Below are 16,256 nucleotides of genomic sequence, written 5' to 3'. Positions count from 1 at the left end.
CGGATAGAAGACTATTTCAAATCCTCCGGTGTAGTGATTTTTATGTTGTCGTAACTACCATCGACGAGTTGAACGGTATATCCTGCTGCCTCAAAAACGCTGGCATCATCGGTGAATAAGTCAACTCCAACCTTCTGATATGCCTCCTTAAGCTCATTTACTCGAAAGGTCTGCGGGGTTTGAACCAACACGTAATTGGATCGATCTCTTGCTGTTGAAAGATTCCCATCTAATTCACGTATGGAATCTTTGAGTTCGACTGCCGCTACACCAGAGCCTTTACCATCAGCCGATTTAAATGATTCGGAGATCGTCTCAACAGAAACAAAGGGCCTCACTGCATCATGAATAGCTACCAGTCCATCTTCAATCAAAGCCAAACCCGACATCACAGAAGCGGTTCTGGTTAAGCCGCCTGTTGCAAGTTTAAATTTTAGATCAGGAAAGTATTGAAATTTCATTGCTTCCCATTGCTTAATGTGATCTTCTGGAAGCACGATGACAATGGAAAGATTTTTGTCATAAGTCAAAAACTTTCGAATAGATCTTACAATAATAGGTTCGCCATCCACAGGTAGAAACTGTTTCGGCACATCACTTTTCATGCGGGTACCTATGCCTCCAGCCACTATGATGGCATGCTTTTTCAAAACACTATTAGATTATTAGCATCGCATCTCCATAGCTGAAGAATCGATACTTCTCTTTGATTGCAATTTGGTAAGCCTCCTGAATTAGCTCGTATCCTCCAAATGCTGATGCCATCATTAGCAATGTAGATTCAGGCAGGTGGAAGTTTGTAATTAAAGCATCGCAAATCTTGAATTCATATGGAGGGAAAATAAACTTATCCGTCCATCCGGAATTGTCTTTCAACTGGCCATTAGCAGAAACTGATGACTCCAAAGTCTTCATTGCAGTTGTACCAACGGCACAAATTTTTGTCCTTTCGGCAAGAGCTCTATTTACCCTATCGGCAGTCGGTTTTTCAACCCAGTAGTTTTCTGAGTCCATTTTGTGTTTAGTCAAATCCTCAACATCCACTGGACGAAAAGTACCTAAACCAACATGCAAGGTTATTGGAGCGATATCAATCCCAATTAGCTCCATACGTTTCATCAGCTGGGGAGTAAAATGCAGTCCGGCAGTTGGAGCTGCCACAGCACCAATATTCTTAGCAAAAATAGTCTGGAACCTTTCTCTATCTTCAGGCTCTGCTGAACGCTTAATTTCCTTCGGAAGTGGTGTCTCTCCAAGAGCATCAATCATTTTGTAGAATTGCTCCCGATCACCGTCGAACAAGAAACGAATCGTCCGTCCTCTACTGGTAGTATTATCAATAACCTCAGCTACTAACTCTCCATCTCCGAAATAAAGCTTATTTCCAACTCTAATCTTTCGCGCAGGATCAACAAGTACATCCCAAAGTTTCATTTCCGTGTTTAATTCACGAAGTAGGAAAACTTCAATTTTAGCACCTGTTTTCTCTTTGTTACCATACAATCTTGCTGGGAATACTCTTGTATCATTGGTCACAAACACATCATCTTCTCCAAAGTAGTCTACTACATCTTTGAAAACTTTGTGCTCTATCTCTCCTGTATCTTTATGTATAACCATTAGACGAGAGTCGTCACGGTTTTCAGTCGGGTGTAAGGCAATAAGGCTTGATGGTAGTTCGAATTTGAATTCGGATAATTTCATTCCCATAGGAAAAAGGATCTATTTTTTAATGATCAAAGGACCGCAAAATTAGCAAATATGTTTCAGTTTGTAACGTATACATCGTTAAACTCGTCAACTAAAGGAAATAACCGTTTGAAATCAGCATAGACCGATCGCTATTTTATTCAAAATACTGAAGTCTGTTTAGCTACATTTGTTTTATTAATAACTACGTGTGAGAGTATTTAAGTTAATTATCGAAAGTTTTCGTTTTGCATGGTCAGCCTTAAAAACCAACCTGCTCCGGACCACTCTATCCCTACTGGGTGTTACGGTTGGAATATTTTCCATTATAGCTGTATTCACTGCGGTTGATTCTCTGGAACGAAGTATAAAGGACAGCCTCAATTTCTTAGGGACTAACAATATTAATGTTGAAAAATGGCCTTACGGATTCGGTGGACCTTATCCTTGGTGGACGTATCTGAGAAGACCGTACGTAACTTTTGATGAATATCGTTTCATTAGAGACAATGTAGACAATGCGAAAGCAGTTTCAATTTTCACAGTACGAGGTGGTATAATTGCCAAATATGGAAGCAGCAGTGCCGCTGACTTATCACTTCTTGGCGTAGTTTATGATCATAAAGATGTTTACGAAATCCCGATCGAACAGGGACGTTATTTCACTCGTGAGGAAGCTAACGGCGGATCTAACGTAGCAATTATTGGCTATCGAACAGCTAACGAATTATTCCCCAAGGTCAATCCACTCGGCAAGGAAATTAAAATTAAAGGACTGAAATACTACATCATAGGAGTGATCAAGGAAGAAGGTGACAGCTTCCTTGGGGCGCCAAGCAACGATGATAATGTCTATCTTCCTTACAAATCCTTTCAAAAAATCTATTACTCGGGGAGGCGCAGAGGCGTAGAACCCAGGATTACCGTAAAAGGTCTGGAATCAGATGTCGGCCTGGTAGAGCTGGAAGCTGAACTTAGAGGTTTGATGAGAAAGAAGAGATCCTTGAAGCCAAAAGAGGATGATAATTTCGCGCTGAATCGTCCTGAAGCAATAACAAATTTCATAGGAGCAACTTTTGATGCAGTTGGTGTCGCAGGAGCAATCATTGGTGGATTTGCAATACTTGTAGGCGGCTTTGGTATTGCCAATATCATGTTCGTTTCTGTAAGAGAAAGAACCAATATTATCGGGATTCAAAAGTCTTTGGGTGCAAAGAATTACTTTATTCTTTTTCAGTTTTTATTTGAAGCCGTTTTCTTAAGTCTGATTGGAGGTGGTGTAGGTGTCATCCTGGTCTATTTGATTTCCTTCGCCAGCCTTGGAAGTCTGGATTTAGTATTGACTTCTGGAAATGTGATTCTGGGACTCGGAATATCCGCAATTATTGGTGTGCTATCAGGTATTGTACCTGCTTTAATGGCAGCACGACTGGATCCGGTTATTGCGATTCGCACTTCTGGCTAAAAACACTTAAATGGATTGATCGTGAAAATCTTTAAGCTAGTAATCGAGAGTTTTCGTTTCGCATGGAGCGCTTTGCGAATGAATCTACTTCGAACCACACTGTCTTTATTGGGTGTGACCATAGGGATTTTCGCAATCATTGCGGTGTTTACTCTTGTCGATTCATTAGAACGAAGCATAAAAAACAGCCTAAGCTTTCTAGACGCCAATAACTTGGATATTCGAAGGTTCCCTTACGAATTTGGACCGGATATCCCATGGTGGGAGTATATAAAACGACCGTATACCAACTACGAAGAATATGAATTTTTGAAAAAGAACCTGAAGAATTCTGAAGGTATCACCATTTTCGCAGTAACCGGAGTTTCATCAGTAAAGTATCAAAGTAGCAGCTACAGTGATGTTTCACTCTTTGGTATCTCACATACGCATCAGGATGTATATGATATTGCCAGTGATGTGGCAAAGGGAAGATACTTTACCGCTTCAGAATCTTATACAGGAAAAAATGTAGCAATGATAGGTCACCTGATTGCCAAAAAGCTTTTTCCTCGTGGTGAGCCGATAGGAAAAGAGATTAAAATTAAAGGACTTAAATACATCGTTATCGCAATATTTGAAGAAGAAGGCGAAGGAATCTTTGGAGATACCGGAAATGACGAAAGTATCATGATCCCATATCAATCCTTCAAGAAGATCTTTTATTCCGGCAGAAATCGTGGTGTGGAAACACTCGTCAGTGTAAAAGGAAGAACAGATGATATTGGGTTGGTGGAGCTTCAGGCAGAAATAACAGGTCTTTTAAGGATGAAAAGAGGCCTGAGACCAAAGGAGAAAAATAATTTCTCAGTTAATCGCCAGGATGCAATTATGAATATCATCGGCTCCACGTTTGATGTTATTGGGGTTGCAGGATGGGCCATCGGAGGCTTTTCCATATTGGTCGGTGGTTTCGGGATTGCCAACATTATGTTTGTCTCTGTAAGAGAACGAACGAATATTATTGGCATTCAAAAGTCGCTTGGCGCAAAGAATTTCTTTATCCTTTTCCAATTCTTATTTGAAGCCATATTCCTGAGTCTGATCGGAGGTGGTGTAGGATTGTTCCTTGTTTGGTTACTTTCCCTGGCCAGTCTGGGTAATCTGGATTTGGTGCTGACCTTTGGAAACATCGTGCTTGGACTTGGCGTAGCAGGAATCATTGGAGTAATATCAGGAATTGTACCAGCACTAATGGCTGCCAGGTTAGATCCTGTGATTGCTATTCGAACGACGGGGTAATCACGGAGAAATATATCAAAACAAAAAGGTGAGCTAGCACTCACCTTTTCTACTTTAAACGATTAGTGGTTATTTCTTTATCCGTTCAATTTTTCTTTAATTCTCTTTTCTAGTTCTTCCATAAGCTCAGGGTTGTCTTCTATTAAGGCTTTCACCGCATCTCTTCCTTGACCAAGCTTATTTCCATCATAGGAGAACCAAGATCCAGACTTCTGTACCACATCAAGTTCCACTCCTATGTCCACTATCTCTCCACTCTTGCTAATACCTCGACCGTACATGATATCGAACTCCACTACTTTAAATGGTGGTGCTACTTTGTTCTTCACCACTTTCACTCGAGTTCTGTTACCCATCACATTGTCAGCAGACTCTTTAATCTGACCGATTCTTCGAATGTCCAATCGGATGGAAGCATAGAACTTCAGTGCGTTACCTCCTGTAGTCGTCTCTGGATTTCCAAACATTACACCAATCTTCTCTCGAAGTTGGTTGATGAAAATACATGAGCATCCGGTCTTATTGATAGTTCCAGTGAGCTTTCTTAAGGCCTGAGACATCAAACGAGCTTGCAATCCCATTTTACTATCCCCCATCTCCCCTTCTAATTCTCCTCTTGGCACTAATGCAGCAACTGAGTCAATCACGATGATATCCAATGCGCCAGAGCGGATTAAATGTTCTGCAATCTCCAAAGCCTGCTCACCATTGTCAGGCTGCGAGATCAGCAAATTCTCTGTGTCAATTCCTAGCTTCTCTGCATAAAGCTTATCAAACGCATGTTCCGCATCAATGATAGCAGCCATACCTCCAGCTTTTTGAGCTTCAGCTATGCAGTGCATAGCCAGCGTGGTTTTACCGGAAGATTCAGGGCCATAAACCTCAATTACTCGTCCTCGAGGTATCCCTCCGACTCCTAAGGCAATATCCAGACTTAAAGATCCGGTAGAAATAGTAGGTACATCCATCACCTTCTCATCACTGAGTTTCATAACAGCTCCTTTACCATAAGTCTTTTCCAGCTTATCAATGGTAATCTGGAGTGCTTTCATTTTGTCTTCTTTGTCGGCCATATTCCTTTTTTGGTCTTTTTTAAATCAGACAAAAATAGGCTTTTCAATTTGACCTAAAAAGTATTTTGCTAAAAATATTAGGAATATTTTATAAAGCTTTTTTAATGCACTTCATTATATTGTAAGCCCATCAATGCAATCATTGGTCCAATGGAGAATTCAGGATACGAACAAGTTTACCAGCAACTCAAGCACATGAAGACAGTTATTGCTTTCAAAAAGGCAATGACCAAGTCACACCTAAATGTGGTTTACCTGGGTAATGTGACGCAATCAACAATTGAGAGCATCACAGATATGATTTCAGAAGATTTGAACACGCGTCGCGAAAATCGGCGTGTTACCAAGCGGGTCTACCATGTAATGATGGAGTCACTACAAAATATCTGTAAACACGCCGATAGCCAATCTAAAGAAGAGTCCAACTCACTTGAGCAAGGTTTAGTGAAAAAGGGAATATTCCTTATCGGCCATGACAAAAAAGAGTATTTCATCACTACAGGAAACAACATCGAAATTAAAAGCGCGATGGCATTACGGGATGTTTTAGATAAAATCAATTCACTGGATACCGATGGAATCAAGCAGATGTACCGTGAGGCTATGGAAAACTCAGAGCTTGGAGATACAGGAGGTGCCGGGCTTGGCTTTATTGATATCGCAAAAAAGACGGGAACTCAATATGAGTATTATTTTGAACCAGACAGTGAAAAATCGTGTTTTTTTATCCTAACAATGCGTGTTAACAAAGATAGCGAAGCAAAGACCTAAGCCAGCTCATCACCATTGATTGTCTCCTCTTTTTGAGGAACATAGTTAATTGCATAAATCATGTAAGCACCTAGGGCAGTTCCAATTGGGAATTTGAACAAGAGCATGACAGCAGGAACAATAGCAAACTTTTTTCCCCAGTCTTTTTCTGTGCTTAATCCATACCCTGAAATAAGGAAAATCAGTGACGATATTGTTTGTATGGTCGGTAAGAAATAAGCCATACCTCTTGGAGGTCTTAGCTCAAAAAATACTACATCAAATTCACTCAACTCCATCCACAAATCACTCTCTATAAACATATCAACAAAAAAGAATGTACATATTGATATTGGCACCAGTATAAGTCCAATGACAATAAATATTTTACCAATGATTCGAAGATTGTTATCGTGGTTCTTTAAGTCCATGAGTGATAAAGGTTGGTTTCTATTACTATGTATTACAAGGTATCTTACGATAAACAATAAATAAAGTTGTAGCATGATTAAAAAAGCAGGCTGGGTAGTGTTGGCAGGTGTGATCCTCCTTTTGGTATTCAACTGGAATTTGGTTGTTTATGGATGGACACAGGCTAAAGGTCAATTGAGCATCACATTCAACACTCGGTCAGTAGAAACCATTTTAAGTGATTCCTTAGTTGCGGATAGCATTAAACTAAAGATTAGAATAGTGCAGGAAGCCAGGCAATTCTCATTTAACGAATTGGGGCTCTCACGTTCAGACAACTACACTACCTACTACGATCAAGGTGGAGAAGTAGCATTATGGAATCTTTCTGCTTCCAGAGCTTACCTTCTTGAGCCGAAGCTATGGTCTTTTCCACTACTTGGCTCATTTCCATATAAGGGATTCTTCGATCTTGAGAAGGCCAAAAAAGAGATGAAGGAATTAAAAGAGGAAGGTTATGATACACGCATTCGTTCCGTTGGTGGCTGGTCTACGCTAGGATGGACTACAGACCCAATCCTTTCCAATATGCTCAATCGCAAAGAGGGAGCGCTTGCCGAGTTAATCATTCACGAACTTACCCACTCCACCCTGTTTGTGAAGGATAACATTGAATTCAATGAAAACCTTGCCTCCTTCATTGGCGAAAAAGGGGCTGTTAGATTCCTAAACGAGAAATATGGTGACAACTCTTATCCTTATTTTGATTACATCCTTGCTGAGGAAGATAGCCGCACCTTTAGAAATCAAATGCTGCTAGCAACGCAAAAACTTGATTCAATGTATTCCTTCATCGTCAATCAGCCGGATTCAATCAAAGCCATTCAAAAGCACATCATGATTGATAAAATCACAAGCTCGATAGACACGCTACACTTTCATGATCCGAGGTATTTAGATATTTTCAAATCAGGAAGACCAAACAACGCGTACTTCATGTCCTACCTTAGGTATTATTCAGCAAAAGATTCGCTGGAGAAAATCTTATCCAATGAATATCAAAGCGATCTGAAATCATTTATTAAAGGAATGAAGGAATACCACGAATAACAGATTCCGTTTCTTTACGAAATTGTTACCTTTTTTAACATACAGTTGATTTCTGAGTAATTTTGAATAACGTTAAATGAAGTGAACCATATCATGATTGAAGGGCTTACAATCACGAGATAGTTTATCAAATTGTAAAGAACGATTTAAGAGAAAGTTATTCAAACAACCACCCTCAGATGGCTAAACAAAATCAAAAAATTCTTGTCGTAGACGATGAAGCAGATATTCTCGAATTGCTGAAATACAATCTTACCAAAGAAGGGTATGATGTAAAAACTGCAAGTGATGGGATCAAAGGTGTCGATGTTGCCAAAACATTTGTGCCAGATCTTATTTTGCTTGATATCATGATGCCAAAACAAGATGGTGTAGAAACCTGTAGGCAAATCCGCGAGCTGCCTGAGATGGCAAACACTTTTGTCATCTTTCTCACGGCTCGATCAGAGGAATATTCGGAGGTAGCCGCTTTCGATATGGGAGCTGACGACTACATCACCAAGCCGATTAAGCCCAGAGCACTGGTAAGCCGTATCAACGCACTGTTCAGAAGAGAATCAAAAAAGAAAAAAGAATCTAATACCATCACCGTTGGTGATTTAGTTGTAGATCGCACAAGCTATACAGTAAAAAATGGTGAGGAAAAGATCTCATTGCCCAAAAAAGAATTCGAACTACTTTACTTTTTAGCACAGAATCCCGGCAAAGTATTTAGCAGAGATGAACTACTTCAAAATATCTGGGGAACTGATGTTTATGTACTCGCACGAACTGTTGATGTTCATATCAGAAAAGTACGAGAGAAAATAGGCAACGATCACATCACTACCGTAAAAGGTGTAGGATACAAATTCGATGCTAATTAATTAGCCACAAATGCAGTTTAATTCCCGAGCGATAGCGCTACTCCTTGCAATCTGTGTTGCCGCCATCACAACAGCATTTCTGTATCTGGTCCCGAGCATCACCATTGCCTCGATCGTAATTGCCTTCTTGCTATCATTTTCCTCTACTTACATCTTAGTGAGACTTGTACTTGAATTTCTATTCTTCCGGCAAATAGAAAATATATACGACTCACTTAAGCGAATAAAAGACAGTGAGATAGCATTAAGAGGTCGAGCCTCCTCAGTAAACCCATTAAAACGGATTGATCGAGAAATCTCCAATTTTGCAAAAAGCAAGGAAAAAGAAATTGAAGAATTAAAAGTAAGGGAGAATTTCAGAAGAGAATTTATCGCGGATGTATCACATGAACTAAAAACGCCGATTTTCGCCGCGCAAGGTTTTGTTCATACGCTTCTTGATGGTGCCATTCATGATAAGGAAGTTCGGAAGAAGTTTCTGAAAAAGGCCGCTAAAAGCTTAGATGCATTAGACCTCCTGGTTCAGGATATCCTTACCATTTCTCAGATAGAATCCGGAGAAATAAAAATGCACTTTGAGAATTTTGATATGCGAGGCATGTGCAATGAGATACTTGATCAACTTGAAGGAAAGGCGGAGAAGAAAGGTGTAGAGTTAAAAATGACTATGAGATACAAAGACCCAATTATTGTTCGGGGTGACTACAGAAGAATATATCAGGTAATGCTTAATCTCATCTCCAATGCGATCAAATACACTAAAAAGGGAGGTCAGGCAAAAATCAAGTTCGAAGAACTCACTGAAAACAAAATTAGAATCGCTGTAAGTGATAATGGAAGAGGAATCCCTGACTCCGATATTTCACGTATTTTCGAGCGCTTTTACAGGGTAGACAAAAGCAGGTCCAGAGAAAAAGGAGGAACCGGGCTTGGCCTATCCATTGTAAAGCACATACTAGAAAGTCACAATTCTGAGATATTTGTGGAAAGTGAATACCGAGTTGGATCAACCTTTTACTTTGACCTAAACAAAGCAAACTACATTGATAAGGTTGAAGAAGGATGGGAAGAGGAAGAAGATTATGCATAAAAGTTTGAGGAAAATTTCATTCGCAGATTTGGTCATTTCTGAAAATGACAATTACATATTGATCAACAAACCTCCGTTTATTGCCAGCTTGGATGATAGAGCTGATAGTAAGAATCTCCTGAGCCTTGCTAAAGAGGTTGATGAAGATTATCAAATTTGCCATCGGTTGGATAAGGAAACTTCCGGAATAGTGGTTTTTGCGAAAAATGCCGACGCCTATCGCAACTTCGCCATCCAACTCGAAAACAGGGAGGTTAAAAAGATCTATCATGCAGTCATTCACGGTTTGCATCAATTTGAAGATTTCGAAGCAGACGAACCACTTCATACTACATCGACAAAATCAAGAGTGGACTTTAGGGCCGGCAAACCATCATTCACATTAATCGGCTCTCTCGAACGCTTCAAGAAACACACACTGGTAAAATGCTTCCCTGTAACAGGGCGAATGCATCAAATCCGAGCTCACCTATCATACCATGAAGCTCCTATAATCAACGACCCAGCTTATGGCGGTCAGGCAACGTTTCTATCTGAGCTGAAAAGAAATTACAATCATAAAAAGTGGGAAGAAGAAAATCCCATGATAAATCGAGTAGCTTTGCACTCCTTTCAGGTCGCTTTTAAAGACCTTGATGGGAAGGTTATCGAAGGAGAAGCGGAGTATCCGAAAGATTTCTCCGTGTTAATCAAGCTCTTAAGAAAATTTAATTGAGGACTCGCATTTGATTTCTCAAATGAAAATTCTATTTTTGTGTCCCTTTTTCAAGAGGACAGATTTTGACATTATAAAATCAATATAAAATTGGATACTAACAGCTTTAAAACTGTATCATTAAACAGTGCAACTGTAGAGAAGAATTGGGTCATCGTAGACGCTGATTCTCAGATACTTGGAAGAATGGCAAGTGAAGTTGCTAAAATGATTCGTGGCAAACACAAGCCAGCGTACACTCCACATGTAGATTGTGGAGATAACGTAATTGTGATCAATGCTGATAAAATCAGATTGACCGGTAACAAGTGGACCGACAAGCAATATGTAAGACACACAGGCTATCCTGGTGGTCAGCGTTTCGAAACGCCAAACAGCATTAAAGCTAAGTCTTCCACCATATTAATTGAAAAAGCAGTAAGAGGTATGCTTCCAATCAACAGACTTGGAAGACAGCTCTTCAAAAACTTACATGTATATGAGGGTGCTGAGCATCCACATGCAGCTCAAAAACCAAAAGAAGTAAAACTATAAACCTGAATGGACAGAATTAATACCATAGGGAGGAGAAAGACCTCAGTAGCTCGTATCTATGTGACGAGTGGGAAAGGTGCAATAACCGTAAACGATAAAGATCTTGCCGTTTACTTCCCTTCCGAAATTCTTCAAACCATCGTAAAGCAGCCACTGGTAAAAGTGGAGCAAGATGGAAATTTCGACATTAGTGTGAATGTGACCGGTGGCGGACCCGCCGGACAAGCTGAAGCAACAAGACTGGCAATCGCTCGTGCGCTTACTGAAGTAGACGCAGAGTTTAGAAGCCCACTCAAATCTGAAGGTTTCCTTACCCGGGACTCGAGAATGGTGGAGCGTAAGAAGCCAGGTAGAAGAAAAGCAAGAAGAAGATTCCAGTTCAGTAAACGATAATATTGAGATGCAAAAATTAGAACACAAAGATCTATTGGATGCAGGTGTGCACTTTGGACACCTTACCAGAAAGTGGAATCCAGCTATGGCTCCATACATTTTCATGGAGAAAAATGGCATCCACATTATCGACCTTCATAAGACATTAACATGTCTAGAAGACGCTACAGAAGCTATGAAAGCTGTAGTAAGGTCTGGAAGAAAAGTAATGTTCGTAGCTACAAAAAAGCAAGCGAAAGAAGTAGTAGAGCAAGAAGCTCAACGACTGAACATGCCATATGTTACTGAGAGATGGCAAGGTGGTATGCTTACCAACTTTGCAACGATCCGAAAGTCGTTGAAGAAAATGTCTGGTATGGAAAAGCTTATGAAAGAAGAAGCTTATCAGAACCTGGCAAAGCGTGAGCGATTGATGATCAGCCGTGCAAAAGACAAATTGGAAAAAGTATTAGGTGGTATTTCTGATCTAAACAGACTTCCAGCTGCTCTATTTGTTGTGGATATCAAGCGTGAGCACATTGCTATCGCAGAAGCTCAAAAATTGAATATTCCAGTTTTCGGAATAGTAGATACTAACTCTGACCCTTCAAAAATCGATTACCCAATACCTGGTAATGACGATGCATTCAAATCAATCAAGTTGATCACCAACTTTATTGGTAAATCATTGGAAGAAGGATTGGCCGAGCGAAAGAAAGATAAAGAAGAGCAATCTCAGGCTGAGGAGCAAGCAGCTAAAAAAGCAGCTGACGAAAAGCCGGAAGTAGCAGAATAAAATCAAAGACCATAAAATCTTAACACAAGATTGAACATTGATGTATTTCGGTGTTCAATTTTTGTTTGTAGAAATATTAAAACCAAGAATTAAAATGGCTATAACAGCACAAGACGTAAACAAACTAAGGCAAATGACCGGTGCCGGCATGATGGATTGTAAAAAGGCGCTAACCGAGGCAGAAGGTGATTTCGAAAAAGCAGTAGAACTTTTAAGAAAGAAAGGTCAGAAAGTATCGGCTTCCAGAGCTGATAGAGAAACTTCTGAAGGTGTGGTTTTTGCTAAAACAAATGACGCTGGAACTGAAGGCGCTTTGATCGCTTTTACATGCGAGACTGATTTCGTTGCTAAGAATGATGAATTCATGGCACTTGGAAACCAAATCGCTGAGCTTGCATTCGCGGAGAAACCTGCAAGCATTGACGCAATGAATAGCATGAGCCTGGGTGATCTGACAGTTGGTGAGAAAATCATCGAACTTACTGGAAAGATTGGTGAAAAATTAGAAGTGAAAGCATTCGAGGTAGTATCAGGCGAAGCAGTTGTACCTTACATTCACTCAAATGGAAAGCTTGGTGTGATGGTATCTCTTTCAAACACCAACGGCGCTAGTGTAGAAGAAGCGGGAAAAGATGTGGCCATGCAAATCGCCGCAATGAATCCAGTAGCTGTAGATAAGGATGGTGTAGATCCTGCTGTAGTAGAAAAGGAAATTGAGATTGGAAAAGAGCAAGCTAAAGCAGAAGGTAAGCCTGAAAATATCATCGAGAAAATCGCGATGGGTAAGCTTAACAAGTTCTACAAAGAGAACACTCTCCTTAGCCAATCCTTTGTTAAGGATAGCTCTCAAACAGTTTTACAATACCTTGATTCTGTATCAAAAGGTATGACTGTAGCAGAATTTAAGCGAGTTTCTATCGGCTAAGCCAATAATACAGAAATAGATAAAGCCATTCATTGACTAGATGAATGGCTTTTTTTATTCCTTTTTCCATTCAATATCATAAGCATTATGCTTATAAACATCTAGGAGAAACTCCGAAAACGAATAATCCTACTTTATTCTGATTTTTACAATAAAAAGAGATGGAAAAACAGGTAAACTATATCGATCCAGCTATCCTTACTAGAAAGTTTGTGAAGACTGGGACATTGGTAAGGATTGCATCTTTAGCGTTAGCATATCTTGCCATCTTCGCAATGTCTATATAAAATCAAAGGTCTTTTCAACCAGCAAGACCTGATTAGCCAAGGATTTATCCTTGGCTTTTTTATTTCCCCTCTATACCTGACTCGTGATTCCTCAATTTCACATTTTCATCAATCACGAAAGTTGAATCCTGAACCTCAGCATCTATTAGCAATTCAGCTAAGTCCGGTTGTCCGGCCTTTACCCAGCAGCTAAACCAGAAGTCCCCGATCATTTTAATAGAAGCACGCATCCTACGCTCAACCATCCCGTTTAGCCTTCTGTGATAATCATTGGAAAAATCGTACGTGTAAGTTCTAATTGTTGAATTACCACGCTCCTCATAGCCATACTTTTTGGATTCGGCGTATTTTGCAGTCAGCTGCTTTTCAAAAAGCAAGACAGAATCCAAAGCTTCGTGCGACTTTACCACAGCATCCCATGCATACAATTGCAAATTTTCCACGTACTCAGCTTTTCCGCTGAGTAAGTCATAATTATCCGCAAAGAGCTCAGGCAATCGAGACTCCCAGAACCCATGGATTCCATACTGTCCAGATAGTTGCCCATTGTAATTTTCTGTAGTGTGTAGTGGTACATTTGCATCAGCAATGTAATGCCCCATATCAGACGACAAACGTAGAATCTGCTCGGCATTTTTATCCTGAAATGCTCTAATTAACCAGAAAGACATTCGATTGATATGATATGGCACAATGCCATAAGCTTGCAAAGTATCTTCGGTGAACCTCTCTACAGCAGCATTCCAATACCTTGGCATCTTATACACAGCAGAATCACCATAGACGTCAACATCGATGTAATGTCTGGCTGCTTCAGCCTTCACTGCATACCTTCGCATATCAGGCTTGATTGCGTTTTCGGTTATGCTCTGAATATTTTGCTTATAAAAAACCATCATCTCAGGTGGGAGTGTAAATACTGCCAGCCGATTGATCTTTTGGTGTGCGAAAAACCCCCAGCTTTGAGAAAGCATTGGACAGATTAAGAAAAACAATAGTGTCAAAATTCGCATCACGAAAAGGTAGAAAAAATATCTTATTATAAAGATTAGCTCGTTGCTAAGTTCTGCACCAACCTACATCAAAAACTCAACCAAAATAGCCATAACCGCACCCGCTAGACTTATCAGGATTTTATTTAATCCAAAATGATGTTCAGGGCTGGCTTCCACAAAGATCGTCGTTGAAATATGAAGAAAACTTCCACAAACTATTGCAAAAACAACAAGCACTGATTCTTCGGACAGTAGAATGAAATCACTTAAAACCAATCCAAGCGGAGAGGCCAGACTAAATAAGATCAGTAAATAAATTGCTCGCTTTCCTAAACCTTGCATAGTCGCCATCAAAGCAAAAGCAGCAGGTATCTTATGTAACACAATTCCTAAAAGCAAAGAATAGGATTCGTGCTTTTCATGAAAAGGAGAATCATGAGTCAACAGTGTTCCTTCCAGCAAGCTGTGAATCATAAGTGCTGCGATTATCGAAAACCTTCCGCTTACGGTTACCGCTTTATTTGTATGGACATGACCATGCTCAACTCCGGAGGAGAAGTACTCTAAAAACTGCTGCAAAAAGAAACCAATCAGCACATATAATCCGATCTGTGATGGATTTGGGCTAATAGAAAAAAGCTCTGGAATAATGTGAATGATTGTAATTGCGAAGAGGTATGAGCCAGCAAAAATCAATGAGAGGCGCATATTCTGCTTCATTCCCGGTATCAGCTTGAGGCTTAAACCGCCAAGAATGGTACATCCAATAAGTATAAGGATTGTAAGAATCATTTGGTCAGGTAGGTTGTGATGAATTCGCCAAAGAAATATAAACCATTTGGATAGTTATTTAATTCCCACTCGCTTTATTCAATTCTAAAAACGGACGGATTCCATCAGAAACATAACTGTTGATTGTACCATCCTCTTCTTGATAAAGCAAAATGGCATCCAGATCGAGAGATGTAATTAACACCTTTGAATACTCTAGGCCCAGAACCATAAAGGCCGTAGCATAGGCATCAGCACTCATACAATCATCTGCAAAAACAGAGGCGCTAAGCAAGTTATGTTTGGCCGTAAATCCCGTCCTTGGATCAATGATATGCGCGTATATCTTCCCATCCTTTTCATAATAGTTGCGATAATTTCCGGAAGTGGCCAATGATAGATCCTTTAACCTCACAATAGCCATCAATCGTTGCTCGGCAGTAGAAACTGTTGGATCTTCAATTCCCAAGGACCAAAGTTTATCTTCCTCATTCCTCCCCCTGCATCTCACCTCTCCGCCAATCTCTACTAAATAATCCCGAATACCCTTGGACTCTAACAACTCACCTATGATATCTACCGCATAACCTTTCGCTATCGCGCTAAAGTCTATTTGATAATTAGATGGTATTGAAATGCCTTCATTTGTGAATTCAACTTTGTCAAAACCTACAATAGACATCAAAGAATCCACTTTAAAACTGTCTAAGTTAGGCAAGCTCTTGTCCGGGCCAAACCCCCAGGCCTGTACCAGTGGGCCAATGCTAGGATCAAATGTGCCATCTGTCCTATGATAGATCTCTCGACTTTTTTCAAGGACTGGAAAAAAGAAATCCGATTCAAATTCAATCTTCCCATCCTTATTAAGTTGTGAAATTTCGGATGTTGGTATGTAGGTTGACAATGCTTGATTGAATGCGATAAGCTCCTCAGATATCTCCTTATCCAACCCCTTCACTTCTACATCAATGTACTTCACATTGTAGATGATTGTGCCCATGGTCTGACCAGTGATGTGATATAAACGAGGTGCGTCTTTTCTGAGGTAAGAGAATATTACAAAAACAATCGCAAGACCAACTCCGAATACTAATAGTCGCTTTCTATTCATGGCTTATAATCAGAC

General features: G+C 40.0%; 18 protein-coding genes. 11 read left to right on the top strand and 7 right to left on the bottom strand.

Annotated features, from left to right (window positions below; translation table 11 throughout):
* Positions 1–11 precede the first annotated feature (11 nt).
* On the bottom strand, positions 12–650 hold the full coding sequence (locus tag ACL8WY_RS12595; protein ID WP_436515114.1) for a 2-C-methyl-D-erythritol 4-phosphate cytidylyltransferase: 639 nt from the start codon (positions 648–650) through the stop codon (positions 12–14).
* Positions 651–657: 7 nt separating this feature from the next.
* Positions 658–1,704, bottom strand: a complete 1,047-nt coding sequence (queA, locus tag ACL8WY_RS12590; protein WP_436515113.1) for a tRNA preQ1(34) S-adenosylmethionine ribosyltransferase-isomerase QueA — start codon at positions 1,702–1,704, stop codon at positions 658–660.
* A gap of 196 nt (positions 1,705–1,900) precedes the next feature.
* Between queA and ACL8WY_RS12585 the strand changes: the two genes are divergently transcribed.
* Together ACL8WY_RS12585 and ACL8WY_RS12580 are read left to right on the top strand one after the other, a co-directional pair.
* The gene (locus ACL8WY_RS12585) at positions 1,901–3,154 is read left to right on the top strand and encodes an ABC transporter permease (RefSeq protein WP_436515112.1); all 1,254 of its coding nucleotides are present in this window, start codon (positions 1,901–1,903) and stop codon (positions 3,152–3,154) included.
* Between the two features lie 21 nt (positions 3,155–3,175).
* Positions 3,176–4,435 (top strand): ABC transporter permease, encoded by a 1,260-nt coding sequence (locus ACL8WY_RS12580; RefSeq protein WP_436515111.1) that lies wholly within the window; start codon positions 3,176–3,178, stop codon positions 4,433–4,435.
* A gap of 77 nt (positions 4,436–4,512) precedes the next feature.
* Here ACL8WY_RS12580 and recA read toward each other — a convergent pair whose 3' ends face one another.
* On the bottom strand, positions 4,513–5,508 hold the full coding sequence (gene recA, locus ACL8WY_RS12575; RefSeq protein ID WP_436515110.1) for a recombinase RecA: 996 nt from the start codon (positions 5,506–5,508) through the stop codon (positions 4,513–4,515).
* Between the two features lie 150 nt (positions 5,509–5,658).
* Here recA and ACL8WY_RS12570 point away from each other — a divergent pair, with 150 nt between their 5' ends.
* Positions 5,659–6,279, top strand: coding sequence for a SiaB family protein kinase (locus tag ACL8WY_RS12570; protein WP_436515109.1), 621 nt, complete (start codon positions 5,659–5,661; stop codon positions 6,277–6,279).
* Here the strand turns inward: ACL8WY_RS12570 and ACL8WY_RS12565 are convergent.
* Positions 6,276–6,689, bottom strand: coding sequence for a hypothetical protein (locus ACL8WY_RS12565; RefSeq protein WP_436515108.1), 414 nt, complete (start codon positions 6,687–6,689; stop codon positions 6,276–6,278). The two genes, ACL8WY_RS12570 and ACL8WY_RS12565, sit on opposite strands and share 4 nt — an antisense overlap.
* Before the next feature lie 73 nt (positions 6,690–6,762).
* Here ACL8WY_RS12565 and ACL8WY_RS12560 point away from each other — a divergent pair, with 73 nt between their 5' ends.
* From ACL8WY_RS12560 to tsf, 8 genes are all read left to right on the top strand, one after another.
* A complete protein-coding gene (locus ACL8WY_RS12560; RefSeq protein ID WP_436515107.1) occupies positions 6,763–7,779 on the top strand; it encodes an aminopeptidase in 1,017 nt (338 codons plus the stop codon).
* A 179-nt stretch (positions 7,780–7,958) separates the two neighbouring features.
* Entirely contained in the window at positions 7,959–8,645 is a 687-nt protein-coding gene (locus tag ACL8WY_RS12555) for a response regulator transcription factor (RefSeq protein ID WP_436515106.1), read from the top strand.
* A 10-nt stretch (positions 8,646–8,655) separates the two neighbouring features.
* Positions 8,656–9,735, top strand: a complete 1,080-nt coding sequence (locus ACL8WY_RS12550; protein WP_436515105.1) for a sensor histidine kinase — start codon at positions 8,656–8,658, stop codon at positions 9,733–9,735.
* Positions 9,736–9,739: 4 nt separating this feature from the next.
* The gene (locus ACL8WY_RS12545; protein WP_436515104.1) at positions 9,740–10,450 is read left to right on the top strand and encodes an RluA family pseudouridine synthase; all 711 of its coding nucleotides are present in this window, start codon (positions 9,740–9,742) and stop codon (positions 10,448–10,450) included.
* A 90-nt stretch (positions 10,451–10,540) separates the two neighbouring features.
* Positions 10,541–10,984: a 50S ribosomal protein L13 gene (rplM, locus tag ACL8WY_RS12540; protein ID WP_436515103.1), complete on the top strand. Its 444-nt coding sequence runs from the start codon at positions 10,541–10,543 to the stop codon at positions 10,982–10,984.
* Positions 10,985–10,990: 6 nt separating this feature from the next.
* A complete protein-coding gene (rpsI, locus tag ACL8WY_RS12535; protein WP_436515102.1) occupies positions 10,991–11,377 on the top strand; it encodes a 30S ribosomal protein S9 in 387 nt (128 codons plus the stop codon).
* A gap of 7 nt (positions 11,378–11,384) precedes the next feature.
* On the top strand, positions 11,385–12,152 hold the full coding sequence (gene rpsB, locus ACL8WY_RS12530) for a 30S ribosomal protein S2 (RefSeq protein ID WP_436515101.1): 768 nt from the start codon (positions 11,385–11,387) through the stop codon (positions 12,150–12,152).
* A gap of 94 nt (positions 12,153–12,246) precedes the next feature.
* On the top strand, positions 12,247–13,077 hold the full coding sequence (gene tsf, locus ACL8WY_RS12525) for a translation elongation factor Ts (RefSeq protein WP_436515100.1): 831 nt from the start codon (positions 12,247–12,249) through the stop codon (positions 13,075–13,077).
* A gap of 346 nt (positions 13,078–13,423) precedes the next feature.
* Here tsf and ACL8WY_RS12520 read toward each other — a convergent pair whose 3' ends face one another.
* From ACL8WY_RS12520 to ACL8WY_RS12510, 3 genes are all read right to left on the bottom strand, one after another.
* Positions 13,424–14,338 (bottom strand): zinc dependent phospholipase C family protein, encoded by a 915-nt coding sequence (locus ACL8WY_RS12520; protein WP_436515099.1) that lies wholly within the window; start codon positions 14,336–14,338, stop codon positions 13,424–13,426.
* A gap of 102 nt (positions 14,339–14,440) precedes the next feature.
* Positions 14,441–15,151, bottom strand: a complete 711-nt coding sequence (locus tag ACL8WY_RS12515; protein WP_436515098.1) for a zinc permease — start codon at positions 15,149–15,151, stop codon at positions 14,441–14,443.
* A gap of 58 nt (positions 15,152–15,209) precedes the next feature.
* Complete coding sequence (locus ACL8WY_RS12510; protein WP_436515097.1) at positions 15,210–16,241, bottom strand: FAD:protein FMN transferase; 1,032 nt, start codon at positions 16,239–16,241, stop codon at positions 15,210–15,212.
* Positions 16,242–16,256: the final 15 nt, after the last annotated feature.

This window comes from Ekhidna algicida, assembly GCF_051379705.1.
Classification (GTDB): Bacteria; Bacteroidota; Bacteroidia; order Cytophagales; family Cyclobacteriaceae; genus Ekhidna.
The sequence above is the reverse complement of the archived record's forward strand: the minus strand, read 5'-3'. Positions and strand labels throughout refer to the sequence as shown.

Bases quoted from the DNA above. Each gene is read 5' to 3' on its own strand.
- queA (WP_436515113.1), bottom strand. From the start codon at position 1,704: ATGAAATTATCCGAATTCAAATTCGAACTACCATCAAGCCTTATTGCC.
- recA (WP_436515110.1), bottom strand. From the start codon at position 5,508: ATGGCCGACAAAGAAGACAAAATGAAAGCACTCCAGATTACCATTGAT.
- ACL8WY_RS12570 (WP_436515109.1), top strand. From the start codon at position 5,659: ATGGAGAATTCAGGATACGAACAAGTTTACCAGCAACTCAAGCACATG.
- ACL8WY_RS12565 (WP_436515108.1), bottom strand. From the start codon at position 6,689: ATGGACTTAAAGAACCACGATAACAATCTTCGAATCATTGGTAAAATA.
- ACL8WY_RS12560 (WP_436515107.1), top strand. From the start codon at position 6,763: ATGATTAAAAAAGCAGGCTGGGTAGTGTTGGCAGGTGTGATCCTCCTT.
- ACL8WY_RS12555 (WP_436515106.1), top strand. From the start codon at position 7,959: ATGGCTAAACAAAATCAAAAAATTCTTGTCGTAGACGATGAAGCAGAT.
- ACL8WY_RS12550 (WP_436515105.1), top strand. From the start codon at position 8,656: ATGCAGTTTAATTCCCGAGCGATAGCGCTACTCCTTGCAATCTGTGTT.
- rpsI (WP_436515102.1), top strand. From the start codon at position 10,991: ATGGACAGAATTAATACCATAGGGAGGAGAAAGACCTCAGTAGCTCGT.
- rpsB (WP_436515101.1), top strand. From the start codon at position 11,385: ATGCAAAAATTAGAACACAAAGATCTATTGGATGCAGGTGTGCACTTT.
- tsf (WP_436515100.1), top strand. From the start codon at position 12,247: ATGGCTATAACAGCACAAGACGTAAACAAACTAAGGCAAATGACCGGT.
- ACL8WY_RS12520 (WP_436515099.1), bottom strand. From the start codon at position 14,338: ATGCTTTCTCAAAGCTGGGGGTTTTTCGCACACCAAAAGATCAATCGG.
- ACL8WY_RS12515 (WP_436515098.1), bottom strand. From the start codon at position 15,151: ATGATTCTTACAATCCTTATACTTATTGGATGTACCATTCTTGGCGGT.
- ACL8WY_RS12510 (WP_436515097.1), bottom strand. From the start codon at position 16,241: ATGAATAGAAAGCGACTATTAGTATTCGGAGTTGGTCTTGCGATTGTT.